The 19867-nt window shown below is 72.6% G+C and carries 14 protein-coding genes; 1 reads left to right on the top strand and 13 read right to left on the bottom strand.

The window, feature by feature from the left end; translation table 11 throughout:
- Positions 1-7: 7 nt before the first annotated feature.
- The 11 genes from ABZ404_RS20390 to ABZ404_RS20340 all read right to left on the bottom strand — a co-directional run bounded on the left by ABZ404_RS20390 (position 8) and on the right by ABZ404_RS20340 (position 15180).
- The gene (locus ABZ404_RS20390) at positions 8-2320 is read right to left on the bottom strand and encodes a DUF6571 family protein (RefSeq protein ID WP_358835173.1); all 2313 of its coding nucleotides are present in this window, start codon (positions 2318-2320) and stop codon (positions 8-10) included.
- A 59-nt stretch (positions 2321-2379) separates the two neighbouring features.
- Positions 2380-2805 carry a hypothetical protein gene (locus ABZ404_RS20385; RefSeq protein ID WP_358835172.1) on the bottom strand — a complete coding sequence of 142 codons (426 nt, stop codon included), beginning with the start codon at positions 2803-2805 and terminating at the stop codon, positions 2380-2382.
- Between the two features lie 170 nt (positions 2806-2975).
- Positions 2976-4163, bottom strand: coding sequence for a type VII secretion-associated serine protease mycosin (gene mycP / locus ABZ404_RS20380; protein ID WP_358835171.1), 1188 nt, complete (start codon positions 4161-4163; stop codon positions 2976-2978).
- Positions 4164-4224: 61 nt separating this feature from the next.
- On the bottom strand, positions 4225-5823 hold the full coding sequence (locus ABZ404_RS20375; RefSeq protein ID WP_358835170.1) for a hypothetical protein: 1599 nt from the start codon (positions 5821-5823) through the stop codon (positions 4225-4227).
- Between the two features lie 126 nt (positions 5824-5949).
- Positions 5950-6489: a hypothetical protein gene (locus tag ABZ404_RS20370; RefSeq protein WP_358835169.1), complete on the bottom strand. Its 540-nt coding sequence runs from the start codon at positions 6487-6489 to the stop codon at positions 5950-5952.
- A gap of 255 nt (positions 6490-6744) precedes the next feature.
- Positions 6745-9075, bottom strand: a complete 2331-nt coding sequence (locus tag ABZ404_RS20365) for a xanthine dehydrogenase family protein molybdopterin-binding subunit (RefSeq protein ID WP_358835168.1) — start codon at positions 9073-9075, stop codon at positions 6745-6747.
- Positions 9072-10952, bottom strand: coding sequence for a (2Fe-2S)-binding protein (locus tag ABZ404_RS20360; protein WP_358835167.1), 1881 nt, complete (start codon positions 10950-10952; stop codon positions 9072-9074). The genes ABZ404_RS20365 and ABZ404_RS20360 overlap by 4 nt, the downstream gene beginning before the upstream one ends.
- On the bottom strand, positions 10949-11848 hold the full coding sequence (locus tag ABZ404_RS20355; protein ID WP_358835166.1) for an FAD binding domain-containing protein: 900 nt from the start codon (positions 11846-11848) through the stop codon (positions 10949-10951). Before ABZ404_RS20355 ends, ABZ404_RS20360 begins: the two co-directional genes overlap by 4 nt.
- Before the next feature lie 279 nt (positions 11849-12127).
- Positions 12128-13777, bottom strand: a complete 1650-nt coding sequence (locus tag ABZ404_RS20350; RefSeq protein WP_358835176.1) for a beta-N-acetylhexosaminidase — start codon at positions 13775-13777, stop codon at positions 12128-12130.
- A gap of 518 nt (positions 13778-14295) precedes the next feature.
- Positions 14296-14589, bottom strand: coding sequence for a DUF3039 domain-containing protein (locus ABZ404_RS20345; RefSeq protein ID WP_358837678.1), 294 nt, complete (start codon positions 14587-14589; stop codon positions 14296-14298).
- A gap of 30 nt (positions 14590-14619) precedes the next feature.
- Complete coding sequence (locus ABZ404_RS20340) at positions 14620-15180, bottom strand: YqgE/AlgH family protein (RefSeq protein WP_358837677.1); 561 nt, start codon at positions 15178-15180, stop codon at positions 14620-14622.
- Between the two features lie 231 nt (positions 15181-15411).
- Between ABZ404_RS20340 and murA the strand changes: the two genes are divergently transcribed.
- Positions 15412-16752 (top strand): UDP-N-acetylglucosamine 1-carboxyvinyltransferase, encoded by a 1341-nt coding sequence (gene murA, locus ABZ404_RS20335; protein WP_358837676.1) that lies wholly within the window; start codon positions 15412-15414, stop codon positions 16750-16752.
- Between the two features lie 751 nt (positions 16753-17503).
- Here murA and ABZ404_RS20330 read toward each other — a convergent pair.
- On the bottom strand, positions 17504-17785 hold the full coding sequence (locus ABZ404_RS20330; protein ID WP_015033921.1) for an HU family DNA-binding protein: 282 nt from the start codon (positions 17783-17785) through the stop codon (positions 17504-17506).
- Between the two features lie 363 nt (positions 17786-18148).
- Positions 18149-19567 (bottom strand): NAD-dependent malic enzyme, encoded by a 1419-nt coding sequence (locus ABZ404_RS20325; protein ID WP_358833520.1) that lies wholly within the window; start codon positions 19565-19567, stop codon positions 18149-18151.
- Between the last annotated feature and the right edge of the window lie 300 nt (positions 19568-19867).

Raw genomic sequence — 19867 nt, 5'->3', positions numbered from 1 at the left:
GGCGGAGTCACTTCTCGCCCTCCGCGTGGCGTGAACTGTCGAAGACGTCACGACCGCCCGCATGTGCCGTAGCCGCCTGGGTGGATGCCGAGCCCTGGTATTCACGGATGTCCGTCTCCGAAAGGCCCGAGCTACGTCCGGCGCTCCCCACTGCAGCCGCGGCGGACTCCTTGGCTCGCTTCTCACCCTGCACATAGGCATCTGCAGCTTCCTGGGTGGCTGCCGCAGCGGAATCCTTCTTGGCCCCGTCGACGACGACCTCCGTGATGTCCTCCTGAAGCCACTCCACGGCGTCCCCGCCGACAGGGAGCATCTCGATGTACTTCGCCCCAACCGCCCCGATAATACGGTTGGCCCACTTCGCCTTGTCCGCAATCGCCTTGTTGAACTCGGCGTCCTGGGCGGAGTACTTCTCATGGACCGCCTGTACGCGCGCCTCAGTCATCATCCCGGCGATCTCGCCACCGGGATGGACCGCGTTGCGCACCGCCTCCCCCACGTCGGACCCGTGGTTCTCCGGATGAGTGAAGACGTCCCGCACCAGGAGTGTCGTGTAGGCCTGCTGGGCGCTGGTGATCGAACCGTAGGCATCCGGGTCCTGGGCTACGGCGCAGATGAATTGCGACATTTCTGCCTTGTCGAAGTGCGCTCGTACCCCGAATGTCCTGGCCTGTTTCGCTCCATCCTCCGTGGCCGCCTGAAGGTCCGGCATGTACTCGGCGGCCATGTTCCCGAAGTTCGCGGACATACCTGCCAACGTTCCAGGCACGTCTCCGCTGCCCGTCAACAGCCCTGGGGCGCCCCCCACCTTCGAGACGACCCGCTCCATCACCTTGGCCATCTGCTCCGTGTGCTCCACGGGCCGCGCGTGCTCGTCCCCCACCACCCGCCCCGTGACCGCCGCCTCCAGCGCGTTCCCGGTCGCCGTCTGGAGTGGGGTCGGGAGGGGGCCGTCGGTGGGGGGTGCGTCGAACCAGTCCGCTGTCGACTTACGGTCCAGGGCGTAGTCGACCATCCCCTGGGGGCGGCCCTGCTCGCCGGAGACCGGCTTGTCGTCCGTGGTGACGATGCCGTTGCCGTCGCTGTCCTCGCGTACCGGCTCGTTGAAGAAGGCCGTGGAAGCCTCGGGATTGCGGCCCAGGGCCTGCATGAGGCCCGTCATGGGGTCGAAACCGCGGCCGCCCCCCTTGTCGAGGTTGAAGGCCAGCGCCGGGGACGTCGGGACGTTCCCTTCCCAGATGCCCGGGTCCTTGTGCTCCATCCCGACCATGTCGCGCCCGATCGGGACCAGGAACTCCTTGTCGTACCGGCCGTGGCGCAGCAGCGCGCCCAGTGCCTGGTACCCGTACACCTTCGCGCCGACGGCCGTGACGCCCGGGATGTCGATCCGCTTGCGGCCGGCGCGCATCATGTCGAGGGTCCACGAGGCGTCCAGATGGCCGCGCGTCCGAGGGTTGGTGGCGACGCCGAGCATCTCGCCCATGTCGTCCTGGAGGCCGTGCACCATCGCGACCCGGTCCCGCCCAGCCGCACCCAGACCCGTCGCGTCCAGCGACATCTTCGTGTACAGCTCCAGGGTGCCGTCCGCGCCCATCCGCCGGTAGAAGGCGGTGGCGAACTCCGGGTCCTTGGCGTTGTCGTGCACCAGCTCCTGGAGGCGGCGAAGCGCCTCGACGTTGCGTGCCACGCCCCCGGGCCCGGTGGCCTGCAGGGCCAGTTCGCGCGCCCGTGCCGCCTTCTCGTCCTTCAGGCCGGCGAACTCCGGCGCGGCGAAGTCGTGCTCGCTTCCGTCGTTCCCCGCCAGCGCCCGCCGCAGCGACTCGTCCGCCTCGCCGCACTCCTCCACGATGGCTTTGATACGCCGTTGCCACTCGGCGGCGGCTTCGTTCCGCCGCTGGAGCTCGGGATCGGCGGAGACTCCGGGGGTGGTGTGATGCGTGGAGTAGTCCCCGGCGACGGAGTAACGGGCGGTCACCCGGCCCTGGGAGTCCACGACGATTCCCGATTTCTCCGAGCCGTCGACGATCTTCTGTAACTCGTCCCTGGCCCGCTTGAACGCCGCGTACCCGTCCGCCAGAACCGCGTGGATCCCCTTCGCCTCCGCCGCCGCGTCCTCGAACTCCTTCGTCGTCTTGTCGATGAAGTGTTTGGTGACGCCCGCGTTCACCCCGGCCCAGTCCGCCTTGTCGGCGTGCGCCTTCATGCCCTTGCGGGCCTCCTCGGCGAGGGTCTTGAGACGCGTGACCATGTCCGACCAGTCGTCGACCGCGGTCTTCAGCTTGTCCAGCGGTGCGTTCACCACGTCGTCGTACGTGAGCATGTCCTGATACCGACCTTGGTGATTCGAAGTCCCGTTGACCGTTGACCCGTGTCCCGGGCCTACTTCAGGTATTCGTCGATCCGCGACACCGCGAGCAGCTCGCCCCCGACCCGCTGGTCGTCCTTCGCGTGGGCGGCCATCGAGTAGTCGAGGTGGTTGGAGATCTGCGCGCACGCGTCGCTGAGCGTGCGCAGCTGGGTGTCCCACTTGGCGCGGACCTTCGCGAGTTCGCCCCCGCTGGTGAAGTTGCGGGCGGTGAGCGCGGTCGCCGCGGCGCCGGTGGATTCGCGGGCGTGATTGCCGTCGCGCTTCAGCCCGTCGTGCAGCTTGAACGCGTCCCCGCCCACCACGCCGAGGTCGTCGCGCCGCACGCTGAGGTCGGCACCCGCCGGGGCGCTCGGCCCGTTGTCGGCGCGGTTGAGCCGCGTGGACCCCTTCGTGGCCGCACTCGCCTGTGCCTGACGCCACTCTTCCTCGAACGACATGCGGATTCCGCCCCCGACCGACTCTGCAACGACCTCAAACCGTAGGCAGGGTTCGCCCTTCGCGCCAGCACATGCTCCGGCTATGGGAGGACGTGGCCGTTTCATCCCCCCTGAATGGCTGGGATGGGGTGGGTGAGGTGTTGACGGTGACCGGTGGGGTGCCGGTCGTCTTACGTGGTGCGGCGACGCGACCGTACGAGCAGCACGGCGACGGCCACCGCGACGGCACCCGCCGCGCCCAGGCCCACCCACAGGCCCGTATTGCCACCACCACCGGAATCGGACGCGGCGGCACCGGCGGGGGTGGCGGGTGCGGGCTTGTGCGAGGCGGTGGGCGCGGGGGTCGGGGAGGCGGATCCCTGCGGTGCCCCGGCCGGCGCCAGGTCGGGCAGCGGCCATTCGTTCGCCGGGCCCGGGTCGCCCGGGGTCTTCAGGGCGATGCGGGGGCGGACGACGCCGTATCCGATGTAGTCGCTGCGCTTCTCCCCGTTCTTGGGGCCGCCGGCGGTGTTGAGCAGGACGCGGAGGACCTGGTTGTTGGTCCACTGGGGGTACTTGGACCAGATGAGGGCGGCGGAGGCGGAGGCGAGGGCGGTGGCGTCGCTGGTGCCGTGGCTGAGGCAGATCTGGGTGCCGCCGCCGCAGGCTTCCGTCATCTCGTCGCCGGGGGCGGCGAGGTCGACCTGCGGGCCGTGCTCGGACTCCTTGGTCGCCTCGATCTTCTTGTCCACGGCTGCTACGCCTACGACGCCCGGGGTTGCTCCGGGGTACTCGACCTGGTTGCCCTTGTCACCGCTGTTGCCGACAGCGGCGAAGATCAGGGATCCCTTGGACATGGCGTACTTCACCGCGCTGGTGAGTTCGCTCGAACTTTCCGGGGAGCCCTGCGAAATGTTGATCACCTTGGCTCCGTGATCCGCCGCGTAGCGGATTCCCTGGCTGAGCTTCTTGAGCCACATGGGGAGGTTGACGAGCTTCCCGCCCTCGGTGTCCTTCGGAAGCCTCACCGGCAGGATTTTCACGCCGGGGGCCAGGCCGTAGGCGCCATCCGCCGCGGACCTCTTGCCCGTACCGGCGATCAGGGAAGCCATGCTCGTTCCGTGGCCCTCCCAATCGTCGTGCTCGTCACCTTTGGCACTGGAGAGATTGAGCCCGGGCAGCACCTGTCCCCGGAGGTCGGCGAGGGTGTCATCCACCCCGCTGTCGATGACGGCGACGGTGATCCCCCTGCCTGTGCTGGTCTTCCACATCTCTTCCGCCTGCATGGCGTCGAGGTGCCACTGGCGTTGCCGCACCGTGTCCGCGTGGGCGGGCAAGGCCGCGATGCCCACCAGCAGCGTGCCCAGGAGTAGGGACACGGCACGACCATGCCGCATTGCTCGATGGCTGCTGGTAGACATGCGCTTCCTTCGTAGAGGCTCAGTCGATTACAGGCGGCACGATACGGCGGTCGCTCTGCTGCCAGGTCTCCTCGTCCTCGGTGAGGTAGTCCGGGCGCTCGCCCTCGCGCTCGTCGCGGCGTCCGGCCGGGGCGTGCGTGCCGGGGGGAATCATGCCTCGACCGCCGGAACGACCAGCGCTCGCACTGCGTTCGGCTGTGCCATTGCGTACGAGACCCGAGCCGCCCTCCGTGAACGGACGGCCGGTCCGGGTGCCCGGCTCGGTCGGGCGACCGCCGACGATGCCGCCGGGCTCGGCCGCCAGACGGCGTCCCCCGGAGAAGCCGCCCCGGCCTCCGCCGCCTCCCACGTGGCCGCCCGGGCCATGCCCCATCGGCGGGCGGCCCTGCATGCCCTGAGTGCCCCTGAGGCCCTGCCGGCCCTCGTCTCCCACGACAGTCCCCCGGGGAATGCCGCTGGTGGGCCGGCCTTCGCCGGGCGGTACGGGACGGCCGCCGACGATGCCGGGCTCTCGGGGAAGCGCGCTGGGCGGGAGGCCGCCCACGGTCGCCCGACCCGGCAGGCCGGGGCCGCGAAGACCGCCGGTCGCCTGCCGGCCGCCCGGGATACCGGGCTCCGGCACGCCGTTTTTCCCGCTTCCGGTGAACGTGGGTGGGATGGTCCCGAGAGGCGGCACAGGGCCGATGTCCGGCCTACCGACGGGTGACGGAGTGACGGGGACGACAGGGGCGGTGGAGGTTACGTCGGTGGGCGGCAGCGGTGTTTTGACGCCGTCGATGATCGTCCCGACAGGGATGTCGGGACGGTGAGTCGTATGCGTCTCCCCTACCGGAATCACGGTGTGCGGCGTCACCGTCGTGCTGTGTGTCGTCCCCGAAGTGCTCGAAAGGTGGCTGCCCGATTTCGACGTCGAAGCCGTGGTCCCTGTGCTCCCGCTCGACGACGTTCCTCCGCCTCCGACGTACTGTCTGTCGCTTCGGCTGCGTTCCGGCACAAACACCGCAGGCGGCGGCGGAAAAACCGGCGGTCGCAACCCCGCCACCTGCTCCCCCGACTGCACATACACATCCGCCAGCCGCTTCAGCTCGCGCACCGCCTCCTGGCGCTGGCCCTCCATCTTCTCGTTCAGGCCCGTCAGCTTGGCCGACGCCTCGCGGGCGTCCTTCTGGCCGTCGGGGTCGTGGTGGGCCGCGATGTACAGCTTCTGGGTGTCGGTCGCCTGCTGCTTGAGGGCCGGGTCGTACTCCGGGACCGCCGACTTCGCCTGGGTGATCGCGTGGGAGACCGAGGCGAGCCAGCCCGACGCGTCCTGGCTGTACTTGCCCAGCTCCAGCGTGGCCATCGCGGCGTCGTGGCCCCAGTTCGTGAACGCCTTCGCGCCCTCGCCCTGCCAGACCACCCGGCTCATGTGCAGCTTGAGGTCGTCGCCGATCTTCGTGATCGTCGTGGCGGCCTTCGCCAGCTTCTGGGCCAGGCCGTGGGCGGAGTCGCCCTTCATCCCCTGGACCATGGCCCACAGTTCCTGATGGGACTTGGACTCGAAGTCCGTACGCTCCACCGGCGGCGTCTTCGGCGCCCCCTGTCCGCCCTCGCCGCTACGGCCCTTGTTCTCAGCCATCCCGTCGCACCACCATTCCCCGACTTCCGTCGTCCCCCGTCACGTACGCCGCGTGTGCCGCGCGCGCCGCGTCCATCAGATCCCACCGGTCATCAGATCCCGCCGGCCATCAGATCCCACCGGTCGTCAGATCCCGCCGACCGTCGCGCCCTTGTCCGGCGCGGGGCCGTCGGCCTGCGGCGACGCGCCCGGGGTCGAGCCCGGGCCGTACCTCTCGTACTGCTTGTGCAGCTCGTCGCTGATCGCGCGCATGCGGTCGCGGACGTCCGCGTCCACGCCGTCGTAGCCGTTCTCCGCCGCCAGTACGGCGATGCACAGGCCCTCGATCTGCATGCCCAGCGCCTTGGAGAGCTGGCCGATCTGCTCGTGGACGACCTCGTACACCCCGTACAGGAACGCGCTCTCCTTGAAGGAGTCCGGTCCCAGCTCCGACTTGGCCAGGCGGTCCGCGCCGATCTTGACCGACGAGGCCTCGGACTCGTTGAGCTCGGTGAGCAGCGCGTCCACCCGCTTCTTGAAGATGAGCATCGACTCGGCCTCGCGGGCCATGTCCGCCGCCACTGCCACGGCGGCACCGGCCGCCGCTCCGAACCCGGGCATCATCCCGAGCACCGGCGCCAGCGCGCTCATCCCGGGCGCCACGCCCCCGCTGCCATCCTGCGCCACAGTCGCCTCCCCGTTCGCCGTTCCCCGTACAGCTCCGAAAGCAACTGTAGTCAGCGCCGCTGACAGACTGAACTCCTCCCTCTGCTTTCGGTCTTGACCGATCCCTTCTCGTACGAGGACACACGGGTGACCGGTTGGGTTCCCGTGGCATGACAAAGCCGGGCGGGACCCGTCGGCCCCGCCCGGCAACCTTCAGCAGCCGTCAGACGTCCGTCGTCCGTCGTCAGACGACAGACGACAGCCCCCGTCACCCGCCTACGCGCCCCCCACCGTCACCACCGCCGCCTGCGGGCGGATCGGGAGGCGGTTGACCGGGCGGCCCGTGGCCGCGCGGACCGCCGAGGCGATCGCCGCGGGGCTCGTCACCACCGGTACCGCGCTCGCCGCCTTCGCGCCGAAGGGAGCCACCACGTCGCGCTCCTCCACCAGCTTCACGATGCGGATGTCGGGGGCGTCCAGGGCCGTGGGGAGGGCGTAGCCCGTCAGGTCGGGGTGGCGGACCAGGCCGCGGGCCGTGCGGAGGTTCTCCGTCAGCGCCGCGCCCACCCCCTGCGTCACGCCCGCCTCGATACGGGCCGCCAGCTGCGCGGGGTTGAGGACGCGGCCCACGTCCTGGGCCACCGCCAGCTCCACCACGCGGACCGAGCCGATCTCGATGTCCACGTCGACCACCGCGCGGATCGCGCAGAAGGCGAGGCCCACGAAGGCGTCGCCCTGGCCCGTCTCGTCCAGGGGCTCGGTGGGGTGCGGGCGGCACTGGGCCGTGGCCCACAGCTCCTTGCCGTCCATCGCCTCGGTGACCGTCGTGGACAGCACGCCGTCGTACGACGTGATCTTGCCGTCGGCGATCTGGAGCAGCTCCGTCGACATGCCGAACTTGTGCGCCAGGGGTTGCAGGAGCTGGGTGCGGACCATCTTGGCCGCGCGTTCCACCGCCCCGCCCGACACCCAGGTGTGGCGGCCGTGCGACGCCGGGCCGGCCGGGGGCTGGTCCGTGTCGACGGGGGCCACGTGGACCTCCTCGATGCCCAGCGTCTCCTGGACGATCTGGCGGGCCAGCGTGGTGAAGCCCTGGCCCGTGTCGACCGCCGCGCAGATCACCGTGGCCACGCCGTCCTGCACCTTGACGGTGGCCGTGGACACCTCGTCGGTGCCCTCGGCGCCGAGCATGTGCACCATGCCGAGGGCGTAGCCGACGCCCCGGCGCACCGCGCCCGGCTCGCCCGCGCCCTCGGGGCCGCCCGGCAGCAGCCAGTCGTCCTCCGGGTCGTCCTTGGGCAGGGTGGGGAGCGGGAAGTCGCGTACGGCCGTGAGGAGTTCGGCCACCGGCGCGGGGCACGTCACCGTCTGGCCGGTCGGGAGCAGATCGCCCGTCGCCAGCACGTTGCGCAGGCGCAGCTCCGCCGGGTCCAGGCCCAGCTTCGCCGCCAGCTTGTCCATCTGGCCCTCGTACGCCGCGCACACCTGCATCGCGCCCTCGCCCCGGACGTGGCCGGAGGGCGGGTTGTTCGTACGGACCGCCCAGCCCTCGACGAAGGCGTGGGGCACCACGTACGGGCCGCAGGCGAAGGCCACGGCCGCCGCCAGGGACTCCGAGGACGCCTCCGCGTACGCGCCCGCGTCCAGCAGGATCTGCGCCTCCACCTTGACCAGGCGGCCCTCGGCGTCGGCGTGGTGGCGGTAGCGCAGCAGCGTGGGGTGGCGGTGGGCGTGGCCGAGGAAGGACTCCTCGCGCGTCGCCGTGAGCTTCACCGGGCAGCCGGTGCGCAGGGCGAGCAGGCCGAGCGGGAGCTGGAAGCCCAGGTCCTCGCGGTCGCCGGTGGCGCCGGGCACGCCCGTGACGACCACCTTCACCCGCTCGGGGTCCAGGCCGAAACACGCCGCCGCGAGGTCCCGGTCGGCGTGCGGGTCGGTGGAGGCGGTGTAGAGCTCCACCCCGCCGTCGGGGCGCGGCACCGCGAGCCCGGCCTCGGCGCCGATCGGGGCCGGGTCCTGGCGGCCGATCCGGTACAGGCCCTCCACCACGACCTCGCCGGTGACGTCCGGGTCGCCGTACTGGAGCGGGATGTGGCGGATCAGGTTGCCGTCGGGGTGCAGCGGTTCGGCGCCGAACGCCTTCTCCGGGTCGGTGACCGGTTCGAGCGGCTCGTACTCGACGGCGATCGCCGCCGCCGCCAGCCGGGCCGTGTCCGGGTGGTCGGCGGCCACCGCGGCGATCGGCTCGCCGTGGTGGCGTACGACGTCGGAGGCGAAGACCGGGCGGTCGGCGATCCCCCGGCCGTGGGAGGCGTCGCCGGGGACGTCGGCGTGGGTCACCACGGCCCGTACGCCCGGCATCGCGGCCGCGGCCGAGGTGTCGATCGAGACGATCCGGGCCGAGGCGTGCGGCGAGCGCAGCACGGCCGCCCACAGCAGGCCCTCGGCCCACAGGTCGGCGGCGTACGGGAAGGTGCCCTCGGTCTTGGCGCGCGCGTCGGCGGGGCGCAGCGAGGCGCCGAGGCCGTGGGTGGGCGCGGTCGGCTGCTCCGGCCCGGTGCCCGTCCCGTCGACCGCCGCGGTCGTCGCGGTGGCTGCGTCGTTGCTCACGCCATGCCTCCGTCGTGCGTGTGCGGGGGCTGGACGCCGCCCGCGCCGGGTCCCGCCTGGTGCGGAATACGGGCTTCTTCGCCGGTCGCGGTGGGGTGCCCCGGTGTCTGGCCGGACGCCTGGGCGGCCGCCGCCTCGCCCGCCGCGGCCGTCTGCGCCTCGCGCCCGGCGACCACTTCGCGTACGGCGTCGAGCACGCCCCGGTAGCCGGAGCAGCGGCAGAGGTTGCCGCAGAGCGCCTGCCGGGTCTCCAGCTCGGTCGGCGCGTGGTTGCCCTCCAGCAGGTCGTGGAGGGTCATGGCCATGCCGGGGATGCAGAAGCCGCACTGCACGGCCCCGCACGCGGCCAGCGCGCGCTGGACGTCGGAGGGCCGGCCGTCGGCGGCGAGGCCCTCGACCGTCCGTACCTCGGAGCCCGCGGTGGTGGCGGCGGGCACCAGGCAGGAGGCGACCAGCCGGCCGTCGACCTGCACGTTGCACGCGCCGCACTCGCCCTGCGAGCAGCCGTCCTTGGCCCCGGCGAGCCCCAGGCGCTCACGCAGTACGTAGAGCAGCGACTCGCCGACCCACGCCTCGGTGACGGGCCGGTCGGTGCCGTTGACGCGCAGGACGTAGGAGGCACGGGGGTGCTCCAGGTCGGCGGCGGGCGGCAGCTGCGGCTCGGGCTCGGGGTGGAGAGCGGCCACGGGTACGGGCCCGGGGTCCGGTGCCGCGTCCTGGAGGGGGTCCGGGGCGGGCTCGGGCTCGGGCTCCGGGAGCGGCTGGGCCTGCTCGGCGTGGGCGGGCCGCTCGTCGGCGTGGACGGGCGGCTCGTGGGCGTGGACGGCCTCGGGCAGCGGGTGGTCGGCGGGCAGCGGCTCGGCGGCGGGCAGCGGGTGGGCGGCCGGGGCGCTGCCGACCGGCTCCCCCTCGGTCGGCTCCGCGTCGGACCCGTCCGGCTCCTCCGCCTGCGCCCGTACGTCCTCGTGCTCGTGCTCGGGTACGGGCAGCTCCTCGGGGAGCTCCTGGCGTACCTCCGTGGCCAGCGCGGCCGCCCAGGGCGCGGGCGCGCCGCCGGGCAGGGTCGCGCCGGGGCCGGGCGCGTTCCAGGACAGGACCGGTTCCTCGCGTACGGGCGCGGGGACGGCCGGTGCGTCCAGGGCCTCCGAGAGGTCGAGGGAGGCCCCGTGGGCGTCGAGGGAGGCCTGGTGGTGGGCCTGCGCGAAGTCCTCCACGCGCGCGTCACCGGCCTCGGGGCCCGCCTCCGCGAGCGGCTCGGGGTGCGGCGACGGCTCGGGGTGCGGCTGCGGCTGCTCGGTCGCCCAGGGCGCGGACGCGCCGCCGGGCAGGGTCGCCGGAGGCGTCGTACCCCACTGCTCGATCAGAGAGGATGTACTGAATTCGCCCGATTCATCCGGCAGTTCACCACCGGCGACCGGGATCGTCCACTGGCCGGACATCTGCCCGTTCAGCGCCGGGTCGTCCGGATACGTCCACTGGCCGGTGGCGTGCGGGTCCTGCGGCGCGTCCCCCAGCGGATCGTTCAGCGGGTCCGGCTCGGGCCGCGGGTGCGCGGACGCGTCGGGCCACCGCACCGAGCGCACCTGGCTCTCGCCCCGGTCCGGCTCGGCCTGCTGCGCCGGGAACGTCCAGGTGCCGGTGGAGGCCGGGTCGGTCGCGGCGGCGGGCGTCAACGGCACGATCATCGGCGGCACATAGCCGTGCCCGGGCGCGGCCAGCGGGTCGCCGCCGAGCAGCGCGTCCAGGTCCGCGGGCAGCTGGACGAAGGCGGTCGCGCCGTCGTCGTACTCGCCGCCCTGCGGGACCGGCTGCCAGCCGCCCGTCCCCCGCACGCCCTCGTCGGCGTGGTTGCCGTGGTTGCCGTGGTTGTCGCTCACGACAGCGCCCTCCCCAGTGCTCGTCGGGCCAGTGCGGCGACCGTGCGCCGCAGGTGCAGGACGGCGGGCGACAGCGCGGGGGGCTCCGTGCCGTCGGCCGCCGGTGCCGGGTCCGGGATGCAGGCGGCGGCCACGTACTCGCCGAAGGCGCTCAGCGCCTCCTGGGCCAGCGCCGCCCGCTCGCCGTCCCAGTCGATCAGGGAGGCGATCCAGCGCTCGGCCTCCAGGGGCCGCAGCGGCATCGGCGCGATCGCGCCGACCGCGCAGCGCACCCCGCGCCGGGCCGGGTCAAGGACGACCGCGACCGAGGCGGTGGCGCGGCCGGGGCCGGTGCGGCCGGTCGCCTTGAGGAACACCTGGGGGGCGTGCAGCAGCGGCACGCGGACGTGGCCGATCAGCTCGGCGGGGGCCAGCAGCTCGCGCCCGGCCAGCAGGTGCGAGACCGGGATCTCCCGGCGTGCGCCCTCGGGGCCGGCGATGACCAGCGTGGCCTCCAGCGCGGCGAGCACGGGCAGCGCGTCTCCGGTGGGCGCGCCCGAGGCGATGTTGCCGCCCAGGGTGCCCGCGTTGCGGATCTGCGGGGGACCGGCGGCGCGCGCGGCGGCGGCGAGCGCCGGGATGAGCGCCGCGAAGTCCGGGCGCCCCATCCGCGCGTGGGTGAGCCCCGCGCCGAGCAGGGCGTGGCCGTCCTGGTACTGCCAGCCGCGGATCTCGTTGATCCGGCCGAGGCCGACGAGGCCCGCGGGGCGCAGCAGGCCCCGGTTCACCGCCGCCATCAGATCGGTGCCGCCCGCGACGGGCACGGCGGCGGGCATGGCGGCGAGCGCCGCCACGGCCTCGTCGAGCGAGGCCGGCAGTGTCACCGACTGCGCCGCCTGCGGTGCGTGCGTGGTCAACCCAGCTGCCCCTTCCCGGTGTCCCGGCCGTCCCGGCTGTCCCGCCGGTGTGTGGCTGTGTTGCTGCGCGTTGGCCGTACGGTACGTGCTCACAGCCCGGACGTGGCAACTCTGGCACATCTTCCGAGCCGCCCGACGCGAGGGTCCGCGAAGGACAGTTCCGTCCCCCACCAGGGGATTGGTCCGGATTCACGGTGGTTGTACGACTTATCCGTACGGGACTGTCACCGATCACCGTTCCAGGGTCGCGGGCGGCCGGTCACCGTCTTGCCCCTCACCTCACACGTTCGGGGGCGGCCCGTCGATCGGGCGTCCGAGGCCGCCTTCCATTTTCTCCGGGGCGGGGCGCCGCTGCCACGGCAACGGGCCGCCGGGCGGCCGGTAGTCGACGCCGAGGGCGTCAAGTCGGGCGTAGTGCGCGCGCATTCGGCGCTCGAACCCGGCGAAGTCGCGCGCGGCGGGGGCGGGCAGCGCCGACCACGCGACCTCGGCGAACGCCGCGAGCCGGGGGAACACCTGGTAGTCCACGCGCCCCTGGTCCTGCATCACCTCGGTCCAGACGTTGGCCTGCGTGCCCAGCACGTGCCGCGCCTCGGCCTCGGTGAGCTGGGGCGGCACGGGCTCGAAGCGGTAGACGTCCTCCAGGGTCCGTACGTAGCCGATGGGCATCGGCTCGTCGGGCCCGTCCGCCTGCCGGTGGTCCAAGTAGACCTGCTGCTCGGGGCACATGACCACGTCGTGACCGGCGCGGGCGGCCTCGATGCCGCCCGCGTAGCCGCGCCAGGAGGAGACGGCCGCGCCGGGCGCCAGGCCGCCCTCCAGGATCTCGTCCCAGCCGATGAGGCGGCGGCCCCGCTCGGTGAGCCAGCGGTCGAAGTGGCGGATGAACCACGACTGGAGCTCGTCCTCGCCGGCCAGCCCCAGCTCCTCGATGCGCGCCCGCGCGGCCGGGGACGCCTTCCACTGGTCCTTGGGGCACTCGTCGCCGCCGATGTGCACGAAGGGCGACGTGGCGGCGGGGAAGAGCGCGAGGACTTCTTCGAGCACTCCCTCGTAGAAGCGGAGGGTGCTGTCAGTGGGGGCGAGTACGTTCGGATTGACGCCCCAGGTGTCCCAGACGGAGAGGCGGGTGGTGTCGATGACGTCGGTGTTGCCCAGGTGCGGGTACGCGGCGATGGCCGCCTGTGAGTGGCCCGGGATGTCGATTTCCGGAACCACCGAGATATGCCGCTCGGCGGCGTACGCGACGATCTCGCGGATGTCGTCCTGGGTGTAGAAGCCGCCGTGCGGCGCCTCGTTCCACAGCGGCGACGCGCGATGGCCGTACTTGGTCCGCGAGCGCCAGGCGCCGACCTCCGTGAGGCGCGGGAAGCGCTTGATCTCCAGGCGCCAGCCCTGGTCGTCGGTGAGGTGGAAGTGGAAGACGTTGAGCTTGTGCGCGGCGAGCAGATCCAGATAGCGCAGCACGCCGTCCTTGGGCATGAAGTGGCGTGAAACATCCAGCATCAGGCCGCGCCAGGCGAACCGCGGCGCGTCCTCGACGACTTGGCAGGCGACGGCGCGCTCCGCGCCCGGGTCCGCGCACGCCCTGCGGTACGCGTCGGGGCCGAGCAGCTGGCGGAGGGTCTGCGCACCCCAGAACACCCCGGCCGGGCCGCCCCCGGCGAGCTCGACCGCCGCTGTCCCCACGGTGAGCCGGTACGCCTCGGGGGCGAGGGCCGGGTCGAGGCGCAGGGTCACGGTGTCCGGGGCGCCGGGCTGTCCGGGCGGCAGCGGGCGGGCGAGCGCCGCGCCGAGGACCGCGCGCAACCAGCGGGCCACGCCCTCGGTGCCGGGGCCGGCCGCGAGCGCGGTCGCCTCCCCCAGGACGAAGACGCCCTCCCCGTGGTGCACGGAGGCGGGCGCCGGAACGAGATCCACGTGGTCCATGGCCATGGGGCACACGGTAGCCCGGGGGCGCCGGGGGGCTGCGGGGCGCCCTGGAGGGCCGGGGCTGCGGGCCGGGGCTGTGGGGCGGGGCTGTGGGGCGGGCGGCCCAGGGGTGCGGGGGCGGGCCGCCTGAAGGCGCGGGAGCCTGCCGGGGGGCCGGGCCACCTACCGGCGCGGGAGCCTGCCGGGGGCGGGCCACCTACCGGCGCGGGAGCCTACGGGGGGCGGGAGCCTGCCGGAGGTGGGCCACCTACAGGCGCGGGGACCTACGGAGGCGGGCCACCTACCGGCGCGGGGACCTACAGGCGCGGGGACCTACGGAGGCGGGCCGCCTACCGGCGCGGGAGCTTGCCGGGGGCGGGCCCAGGGGCGCGGGGTCTGCGCGGGCGGGCCGTCTGTGGCTGGTCGCGCCATTCCCCGCGCCCCAGCGCTCCCAGGTGCCCCGGGGCGCGGGAAACGGCGCGGGGCACCGACCGGGCACGGCCCGCCGACGACAGCGCGCCGCACCCCGAAGGGCGCTACTTCTTGCCCTTGCCGTCCCCGCCCTTGTCCTTGTCGCCGCCGGCGCCCATGGACTCGTAGATCTCCTTGCACATGGGGCACACCGGGTACTTCTTCGGGTCGCGGCCCGGCACCCAGACCTTGCCGCAGAGCGCGACGACGGGGGTGCCGTCGAGCGCGCTCGCCATGATCTTGTCCTTCTGGACGTAGTGGGCGAAGCGCTCGTGGTCGCCGTCGCCGTTCGACACCTGCGGCGTCGGCTCGACGAGGGTCCCCGTACCTGCCCCGCGCTCGGGCTCAAGAGTGCTCATAAGTTCCTAGCCTACTGAAGCGCGGCGGCATCAGTTCAGCGAAGGGTCGTCCGGGTACGTCGCCACCATCGCCAGCTCGCTGCGCTGGCGGCGCAGCACCGCGCGCCACAGGGACTCCGGCTCCGGGGAGGAGACGTCGCCGGGTTCGGACTCCACCACGTACCAGGCCCCGTCCGTCAGCTCGGCCTCCAGCTGGCCGGGGCCCCAGCCCGCGTACCCGGCGAAGATGCGCAGCGAGCCGAGGGCGGCGGCGAGCAGCTCCGGGGGCGCCTCCAGGTCGACGAGGCCGATCGCCCCGTACACCCGGCGCCAGCCGAGGGGGCCCTCGTCGCCGGGGATCACGGCGACGCCGAGCGCGGAGTCCAGGGAGACCGGGCCGCCCTGGAAGACCACGCCGGGCTCACCGGCCAGGGACGCCCACGGCTCCAGGATGTCGCCGACGCCCACCGGGGTCGGACGGTTGAGGACCACGCCGAGCGAGCCCTCCTCGTCGTGGTCGAGGAGCAGCACCACCGCGCGGTCGAAGTTCGGATCCGCGAGGGCGGGGGTGGCGACGAGCAGCCGCCCTGTGAGCGAGGACACCTCGGTCATGCGGACATGATCCCGCATCTTCGCCCCCGAGGGGGAGCGCACGGCAGCAATGGGGCGCACCGGCTTGCCCGGCGGGCCCCGGTGGTGACCCTCCGCCGAACGGGGCTGAGCGGAGCGTGTTGTGGCGAATTCATTACGCTTGCGAACCCCCCTTGGCCATACAGGACATGGGTAGAAGCCCCTTACCCTTTTCTCTGGCCCCCTGCCCGACGATTCCGGAACGCGAGATACATGACCGGCACAGACGATGTACTGCTTGTCCACGGCGGCACTCCGCTGGAGGGCGAGATCCGCGTTCGCGGCGCCAAGAACCTCGTGCCGAAGGCGATGGTCGCCGCCCTGCTCGGCAGCGGTCCGAGCCGGCTGCGCAATGTGCCCGACATCCGTGACGTGCGCGTCGTACGCGGGCTGCTCCAGCTGCACGGCGTGACGGTCCGCCCCGGTGAGGAGCCGGGTGAGCTGGTCCTCGACCCCTCGCACGTCGAGAGCGCGAACGTCGCGGACATCGACGCGCACGCGGGGTCCTCCCGCATCCCGATCCTGCTCTGCGGCCCGCTGCTGCACCGCCTCGGCCACGCCTTCATCCCGGGCCTGGGCGGCTGCGACATCGGCGGCCGGCCGATCGACTTCCACTTCGAGGTGCTGCGGCAGTTCGGCGCGACGATCGAGAAGCGCGCGGACGGCCAGTACCTGGAGGCCCCGCAGCGGCTGCGCGGCACCAAGATCCGGCTGCCCTACCCGTCGGTGGGCGCGACCGAGCAGGTGCTGCTCACGGCCGTGCTGGCCGAGGGTGTGACCGAGCTCTCCAACGCGGCCGTGGAGCCCGAGATCGAGGACCTCATCTGCGTACTGCAGAAGATGGGCGCGATCATCGCCATGGACACGGACCGGACGATCCGGATCACCGGTGTCGACAAGCTCGGCGGGTACACCCACCGCGCCCTCTCGGACCGTCTGGAGGCCGCCTCCTGGGCGTCCGCCGCGCTGGCGACCGAGGGCAACATCTACGTCCGCGGCGCCCAGCAGCGCTCGATGATGACGTTCCTGAACACGTACCGGAAGGTCGGCGGCGCCTTCGAGATCGACGACGAGGGCATCCGGTTCTGGCACCCGGGCGGCTCGCTGAAGTCGATCGCGCTGGAGACGGACGTCCACCCCGGCTTCCAGACCGACTGGCAGCAGCCGCTCGTCGTGGCCCTGACGCAGGCCACGGGCCTGTCGATCGTCCACGAGACGGTGTACGAGTCGCGGCTCGGCTTCACGTCGGCGCTGAACCAGATGGGTGCGCACATCCAGCTGTACCGGGAGTGCCTGGGCGGCTCGGACTGCCGCTTCGGGCAGCGCAACTTCCTGCACTCGGCGGTCGTGAGCGGGCCCACGAAGCTCCAGGGCGCGGATCTGGTGATCCCGGACCTGCGGGGCGGGTTCTCGTACCTGATCGCGGCGCTGGCGGCGCAGGGGACGTCGCGGGTCCACGGGATCGATCTGATCAACCGTGGCTACGAGAACTTCATGGAGAAGCTGGTGGAGCTGGGGGCGAAGGTGGAGCTGCCCAACGGGGCGCTGAGCTGACCCCCGGGGTCTCCCCCACCCCGCCCCTTCCCTGAACCCTCCGGGGGCCGGGAGGGGGCGGCCCCATTTCCGGGGACCCGCGCCCCCGGTCCCGGGCCCGCCCCCGGCCCCCGTTTCGGGCCTACGCCCCGGCCCCGCGTCCCGTCCCGGGACCTGCGCCCCCGGCTCCCATCCCGGGTTGCGCCCCGGTCCCGTCCCGGGCCTTCGGCCCCGGCCCCGGATACTTTCGTCTGCGGACCGTGCTGGGTTGCCCGCGCAGTTCCCCGCGCCCCTAGGCACCCAGGGGCGCGGGGAACTGCGCGAGCAACCCACCCACAACCCGCAGACAAAGCCCGGCCCCCGAAGGGGCGCGGGGAACTGCGCGGCCAGCCACGGACAGCCCGCAGACGAACCCCCGGCGGAAAAGGGGCGCGGGGAACTGCGCGACCAGCCACAGCGCACCCGCAGACGAACCACCGGCCCGACAAGGGGCGCGGGGAACTGCGCGACCAGCCACAGACGGCCCGCAGACGAACCACCGGCCGACAAGGGGCGCGGGGAACTGCGCGACCAGCCCACCACCCGTCCGCAGACGAAGCGACCGGGCCGAATAGGGGCGCGGGGAACCGCGCGGCCAGTCGGCCGGCCGTCCGCGGGCGAGGAGCGGGCAACAGGCGGCCCGTGCACGCCCCTGGGCGCGACGGAGGGCGGCCACCCCCCTCCACGGGGGTGGCCGCCCTCATCGTTCAGCCAAGCGGCCTGCTCAGGGCGCTTACTTGCCCTTCGCGGCTTCCTTGAGCTTCGAGCCCGCGGAGACCTTGACGCTGTAACCGGCCGGGATGTCGATCGGGTCGCCGGTCTGCGGGTTACGAGCGGTACGAGCGGCCCGGTGGGTGCGCTCGAACGTCAGGAAGCCGGGGATGGTGACCTTCTCGTCGCCCTTGGCGACGACCTCGCCGACCGTCTCGGCGAGAGCGGCCAGAACGGCGTCGGCGTCCTTGCGGGTCACCTCGGCGCGGTCGGCCAGCGCGGCCACCAGCTCACTGCGGTTCATGTTCTTACTCCCGTGTTCTTCTTGCCTGTGAGGCGTGCCACGCGGCGGAAGCCGCATGTTGGGTACAGCGAAGCCGATGCTGCCAGGGCCCTCGGACAGTCCCCGGACCCGGGTCCGTGTGCACGACCTCGCGTCCTGGGGGTCCCCCCTGGACGAAGTCCTTGGGGGAGCATCCTGCCCCCACCTGTGGCGGTAAAGCCAATCCGGCACCCTTCGGAGTCACACGAAAAGCGCCAGACCCCCGTCGTGGTGACGCTCCGTCGACTCCCTGGAGACTCGCTGGAACCGCCGGGGCGGATGCGGTTCATGGTCCGCCACCCTACGGGCGGCCCCACAGCCCCGCATCCCACGACGCGCCGGAGCTCAGGCGGACGCCGCCTGGGCCGCCGTACGCACCGCGCCCGCCACCGCGCCCGCGACCTTGTCGTTGAAGACCGACGGGATGATGTAGTTCGGGTTGAGCTCGTCCTCGGTCACCACGTCGGCGAGCGCCGTCGCGGCGGCCAGCATCATGTCCGTGTTGACCGTACGCGACTGGGCGTCCAGGAGGCCGCGGAAGACACCGGGGAAGACCAGCACGTTGTTGATCTGGTTCGGGAAGTCCGAGCGGCCGGTGGCGACCACGGCCGCGGTCTGGCGCGCGACGGCCGGGTCGACCTCGGGGTCGGGGTTCGCGAGCGCGAAGACGATGGCGCCCTCGGCCATCGTGGCCACATCGTCGCCGTTCAGGACGTTGGGGGCGGAGACGCCGATGAAGACGTCCGCGCCGGCCACGGCCTCGCGCAGCGTGCCCGTGAGGCCCTCGGGGTTGGTGTTCTCGGCGATCCAGCGCAGCGCGGCCATGTCGGAGCCGGCGCCGGCGCCGTTCAGGTCCGCGCGGCCCGAGTGGACGACGCCCTGGATGTCGGCGACGACCGCGTTCTTCACGCCGGCCGCCAGCAGCAGCTTGAGGATGGCCGTACCGGCCGCGCCCGCGCCGGACATGACGACCCGTACGTCCCCGATGCCCTTGCCCACCACGCGCAGCGCGTTGGTCAGCGCGGCCAGGACGACGATCGCGGTGCCGTGCTGGTCGTCGTGGAAGACCGGGATGTCCAGGGCCTCGCGCAGGCGTGCCTCGATCTCGAAGCAGCGGGGGGCGGAGATGTCCTCCAGGTTGATGCCCGCGAAGCCGGGGGCGATCGCCTTGACGATCGCGACGATCTCGTCGGTGTCCTGGGTGTCCAGGCAGAGCGGCCAGGCGTCGATGCCGGCGAACCGCTTGAACAGGGCCGCCTTGCCCTCCATGACCGGCAGCGCGGCCTTGGGGCCGATGTTGCCGAGGCCGAGGACGGCGGAGCCGTCGGTGACGACCGCGACCGAGTTGCGCTTGATGGTGAGGCGGCGGGCGTCCTCGGGGTTCTCGGCGATGGCCATGCACACCCGGGCGACACCCGGGGTGTAGATCATCGAGAGGTCGTCACGGTTGCGGATGGGGTGCTTGGACGCCATCTCGATCTTGCCGCCGAGGTGCATCAGGAACGTACGGTCGGAGACCTTGCCGAGCGTGACGCCCTCGATGCCGCGCAGCTTGCCGACGATCTCGTCGGCGTGCGAGGTGGAGGTGGCCGCGATGGTGACGTCGATCCGCAGCTTCTCGTGGCCGGAGGCGGTCACGTCGAGGCCGGTGACCGAACCGCCGGAGGACTCCACGGCCGTGGTGAGCTGGGAGACCGCCGTTCCGCTGGCGGGCACCTCCAGCCTGACCGTCATCGAGTACGAGACGCTGGGCGCCGTTGCCATGACCGGGTTCCTCTGCTTTCCCTAGCTTCGTTGCTCACGCCGACCCGGGCTGTGGCCGGGCAACGCCATCCGATGTTCGCACCTACCGGCTGGTAGCCGGTAACGGGGCCCTCGTTCCGGAAAACAGTTTCCACCATACGAGAGATGATCGATCGGCGGAAGACCCGGACAGCACAACAGGCCCACGTCATCCGAGGATGACGTGGGCCTGTCGCTCACGCTGAGACACCGGCCCGCCATGCTCGCCTCGCGGCAAGTGGTCGCTCGAAGCGACTAAGGTTGGGCCCGGGGGCTTGGATC

The organism is Streptomyces sp. NPDC005878, from assembly GCF_040629815.1.
In the GTDB taxonomy this organism is placed as follows: domain Bacteria; phylum Actinomycetota; class Actinomycetes; order Streptomycetales; family Streptomycetaceae; genus Streptomyces.
The sequence above is the reverse complement of the archived record's forward strand: the minus strand, read 5'-3'. Positions and strand labels throughout refer to the sequence as shown.